Annotated in this window: 2 protein-coding genes; both read right to left on the reverse strand. The window is 60.5% G+C overall.

The annotated features are described in order from the left end of the window. Positions 1 to 97: 97 nt before the first annotated feature. Positions 98 to 1990 carry a hypothetical protein gene (locus HMPREF2736_RS02020; RefSeq protein WP_070828773.1) on the reverse strand — a complete coding sequence of 631 codons (1893 nt, stop codon included), beginning with the start codon at positions 1988 to 1990 and terminating at the stop codon, positions 98 to 100. A gap of 157 nt (positions 1991 to 2147) precedes the next feature. Next, positions 2148 to 5131 (reverse strand): DUF7507 domain-containing protein (locus tag HMPREF2736_RS02025; protein ID WP_210399435.1); only part of this gene is annotated, 2984 nt, incomplete at its 5' end.

Below are 5131 nucleotides of genomic sequence, written 5' to 3' on the forward strand. Positions count from 1 at the left end.
CCGTCTAGCAGCATCACAAGCCCAGCTAGACGATCAGCCCACAGACGCGGAAACGCCCGCCGGTGTCGAATCCGGCGGGCGTTTCTATGCCTGGTTTTTAGTTCTCGTTGGTCTCGCGGCGACGGCCGAGCGCCAGGTAGGCGCCACCCACCAGCATCAGCAGGACGCCGAGGGAGATCACGGCGCGCATCGGCGTCCCGGTATCCGCAAGATCACCGTCGCGCTCCTTGCTGGAGGAGGTGGTGGTCTTCTTCGTGGAAGTCGAACCCTTCGCAGCAACGCGGTTGGAGTTGTTGCTTGCGTTCTTCACGGACGTGGTGCGGCCCGTGGAGCGGCTCGGGGTGGTCTTCAGCGGCAGTGGCGTCGCCGAGGACTTCGTGGTCTTCGCACCGCCACCGGCACCTGCGAGACCCGCGGCACCGGCCATTGCGGCAGCCGGGCCGAGAACCTTGGTGGCAATCGGCTTGAACTCATCAATCGCCTTCAAAATCTGCTGCGGACGGTTCAACGTGGTCACGTTCGGGTCACGCGGCAGGACGATCTCTGCGGTCTTCGCGTTGCGCTGGACCTGGATTTCCGTGTTCTTGTAGCCGTGCGGTGGTTCGATCAAGGTGAGCTTGATCAGCTTGCGATCCTTAGCGTCCTTATTCAGATCGAACACGACGTTTGCGCGTCCGTCGGCACCAGTCCTACCGGCAACGCGGCCATCAGCGCTCTTGAACTCAGCGCCTTCAACAGCCTTGTTGTCATCGGTGCGGACGAGGACCTCCATGACCCAGTCGTCCTCAGCCGCAGGCGCGGATGGGGTCGTAGTCGCTGGGGTCTCGGTGGCAGGCGTGGTGGTCGTGGCCGAGTTGGTCGGGGTCTCGGTTGCAGGCGTGGTCGTTGTCGCGGCCGGGTTGGTCGGGGTCTCGCTGCCCGGGGTTGCGGTCGGGGTTGCAGCGCCAGTCTCCGGGTTGTCAAGGCCAGGCAGCTTGAGGCCAGCGACACCGGCGAAGTTGTCAGCTTCATCGCCCTTGGCGACGACGTTAGAAACCGCGTTGTCCTTCACGTGGATAGCGGTCGCGTCGTCGTCTGCAAAGACGAACTCGCCGTCTTCGTTCTTGTAGGCGTAGTTCAGTGCCTTTACCTTCGGCAGGGTTGCCTTTTCCGGCACTGTCACAGCGGTGTGGGTCGCGGCTGGGGCCTTCTCGTCGACGTCGAGGTGCCACAGGTAAACCTCACCCTTGTCGTTGGTGGACAGGGCGACAAGCGAGGTCTCGTTCTTCTCACCGTCGGCAGCCCATGCGGCGGGCTCGCCGACTTCCTTCACACCGTCGATCTTCAGCGGCTTAGTGGTGAACGCGAGCGGGGTGTTCTTGGCGCCCGACTTATCGTCGGAAAGATCCAGGGTGTACACCTTGTCCTCGCCGAACAGCACAAGCGTGCCGCCTGCGGTGAAGGCAGCGGTGTCGATCTTGGTGGCGTCGTCACCCTTGAGGTCGATCTTGCCCAGATCCATCAGACCACCATCGTTGGCGTTAATGCGCAGCAGGTGGCCGGCGTCCTTGCCCTCCTCGTCCTGGGAGATGGCGTACAGCAGCTTGTTTTCAGGGTGGCGCGCAAGAGCGGTGTAGGTGCGGCCCTTGGAGTTGTACTGCGCGCCAGAGGTACCGGTGCCGTTACCGGGCGTATCCAAGAACAAGGCAGCAAATGCCTTTGCAGCATCCGAGATGCTCGAGTCCTTGGCTGGGGTCTGCGTCACCGGCGCGGCCGAATCCGCCACGGGGGTGTTGGCGGTGGCCGGGGTGGTTGCTGGGGTCGTCGATACGCTGCTCGCATTGCTTGTCGACGACACCGGGTCCACCGCAGCAGACGACGTCACAGGCGCAGTCTCCTTCGCAGTAGCGCTCTCCTGCGCGTTTGCGACCGGCACGAGTGCGATCGAGCCTGCGACTGCTGCCGCGAGCGAAAGCCCGACGGCACGTTTTGCCTTGGATGTTGCTGCCATTATTACCTCTCGAGAATAGAAAAAGCGCGCACGAGCGCCCCCAAAAACCACATATGAATGTATACGCCAACCTTGGACTTCACAATACATCCCAAACAAAAGCGAAACCCGCCTACTCGCCGAGCAATTTGCATCGGTTTCGTAGGCGGGTCAGCTTTTAGGCTTCAGCCGGTTCCGCTGGCTCCTCAGGCTTGGCGGTCTCCGTTGCCTCGGCCTTGTTGTTGGAGCTGCTGCCCTCGGTCTCTACGTTCCAGCCGAGCTGGCAGCTGGCGTAGTACAGACCCATGATCAGACCAGCCACAGCCAGGAGGCCAACACCGGCAACCGCAGCCGGGGCGGCCGGATTGATCTGGGACAGCTGGCGGTTGACCTGGTCGATCTGCGCCTGGAACTGGTTGAACACAGACGGGACTTCAATGTTCACGTTCGGCATCACGCTGCGCACTGCCTCGTTGGCCTGTGCGGCCGCGGCGTTGAGCTCGTCTTCGAACATCACACCGATACCACCGGCGACTGCACCGAGAAGGCCGATCGGCACCAGCCACGCAACCGGGTTGGATACCGAGGATGCGGTGGCCAGGCACTTGCCCAGGGAGCTGCCGTCCTCGCCAACAATTTCGTTGTCCCTGCCGATACCGCCACCTGCAGCGATGTCGCCGTTGCCCTTCTCAAACTGCAGACCGATCACGATTTCCTTCTGGGACGGATCATCCGCAGCCGGACGCAGTTCGAACGGCTCGGAGAACTTGCCGCGAACCTTGAACGGCTTCGACTCCAGGGTCGAGCCCGCACGGGACGAGTTCTTCTCCGGATCACGCGGATCAATCAGACGCAGGTTGCCCGGGTTGTCGATCTCGAAGGTGTACTCACCCCACGGTGCAGACTCGAAGTAGACGTTGCCGTCTTCGTTGGTCTCGCCCGCGATGGACGGACCACCATCGGTCGGAACCAGCTTGACCTTCAGCCCTGCGAGGCCTTCGTTCTCGTCCTGCGTGCGGTTCTGGTTCTCATCAACCCATGCGATCAGACGCAGGTTGTCAGCCAGCGGAGCACCCTGGTCAACGATGATGTGAGCGTTGCCCTTGAGGTTCTCGCGCGGGGAGATGATCAGCGTGGATGACGGGTCATCGCCGTAATCCGGTTCGCCCGCGAGGCCACGGCCACGAGCCGGACGCGTCGGGAGCTCGCCCCTTGCTTCCGCTTGGTTGTGGTGACGGACATTGGTTGCCAGACCTTCCGGAATCTCCGCAGTGAAGATCACACGCTGACCTGGCAGCAACGTGCCGTTGAAGCCTTCAGGCTTCTTAATCTTAAGATCCTTGACCTTCTTCAGCTGATCAGCTGGAACGTCGTTGCCATCCTTGTCCTTGGCATCGCCCTCAAAGATCGCGTCCTTAAGTTCCACGTTCACCATCGGTGCAGAACCGGTGTTCTGGATTTCGTAGGTGAACTTCAGTGCGTTGCCGACGCTCATACGAACAGGCTTGTCCGGGTTGGTAGCAAAGCGGGCGTTGACCTTCTTGTGCACCTCTGCCTTGATGAACTTGGTGTACGCCGAATCCGGTGCGGAACCTACCTTTTCACCAGTGGAGGTTTCACCGAAGGCGGTAGCGACGTTGTTGAAGTCGAACGCATCCTCCGGAGCCTTCATCTTGGCCTTAATCACCTCGGTTGCACCCGGGGCGAGCTCAGCAGTCCAGCCTTCCGGCATATTCAATTCGATGTTGCGCGACTGAAGTTCCGGATCATCGATCTCGATGTTCTTAATCGGCGTATCACCGGTGTTGGTGATGAAGAGCTCGTAGTAGAGATCCTCGCCGGGCAGGGTGGTCATGACATCGTCGACAAGATTGCCGTCCTTGTCCTTAACCTGGCCCAGGTTATCGGCGTCGCGGCCCCAGACCTGCTTCTCCAGTTTCAGGGAAGCATTCTTGGTCAGCTGGATTTCCGGCAGCTTCACGTCATCACCAGGGCGGACCGGAACCTTGATCTTGTCGATCTCGCGGTCGCTACCCGGAGTCAGGATCTCGATCTCGTTGACGCCAGGCGTGACATCTTCGATCTTGAAGTTGCCCTTCTCATCAACGTCGATGATCTTGGAGTCGCCGTTCGGGTCGGTCACTACGACCTTGGTACCCGGAACAGCATTGCCGTTGCCGTCGTTGATGTTGCCTTCAATGGACTGATCGATCGGAGCCTTGACGCGGATCTCGCCCATGTCGGTCCGCTCGCCTTGCTTCACCGTGACCTTACGGTTCAGCGGCTTGCCGTTGATGTCGGTGTCCGGCCAGCCCTCCGGCAGCTCAATTTCCATGTCGAAATCGACGACGCCTTCAGGGAAGTACTGGAAATCGATCTCCGGGGTGACGAAGAAGCCGTCTCCATCAACGCTGAGCGGAATCTCGTAGTCGAAGTACTCCGGTCCCTTGGTCTCCTCAGTGCGGGGATCGACCGAGATGGTGTTCGGATCAGCGACATCCTTCTTGATGAACTTGATCTTTGCACCCTGGATCGGGTTACCGTGCTCATCGATCAACCAACCACCGACGGTGTTTTCACCGATGCGGTCAGACTTATCCTTGCGGTCACGCTCCGACTTGTCGACCTCGAACTCGATCGGCTTAGACTCGCCGTCCTTGACCTCAACGATCTTCGGACGCGGGTTGTTCATACCCTCAGGCGTCTCTACCTCGACGATGTACTTACCGTCAGGCAGCGGCTTGTCGTCCGGACCATGGATCTCGAAGTTGCCCTCCGGGTCCGTGATCTCGACCTTGTCGACAATCTTCTCGCCATCAGGTCCATAAACCGTGACATTCGGCTTACCCTCGCCGTCCTGAGGCAGCGGCTTGCCGTCCTTGTCCTTGACCGTGCCGGTAATGGAAGGCTTGGTCTCGGCCGGAGCGGTCGTGGTCGTCGTCGGCTTCTCAGTCGTCGAAGTTGGCGTCGGCTTCGACGTGGTCACCTTCGTGGTCGTCGGAGTCGGCGTCGGCTTGGACGTCGTCGGAGTCGTCGTCGGCTTGGACGTCGGCGGCGTCGGAGTTTCCTTCGATGTGGTTGGGTCAACCGGTTTAGGCGCGATCAGCTTGATATCAACCTCATCGGTCGAACCATCCGGCTTCACATCAACCGACTTCGGTG

Source organism: Corynebacterium sp. HMSC036E10 (assembly GCF_001836265.1).
GTDB lineage: Bacteria > Actinomycetota > Actinomycetes > Mycobacteriales > Mycobacteriaceae > Corynebacterium > Corynebacterium coyleae.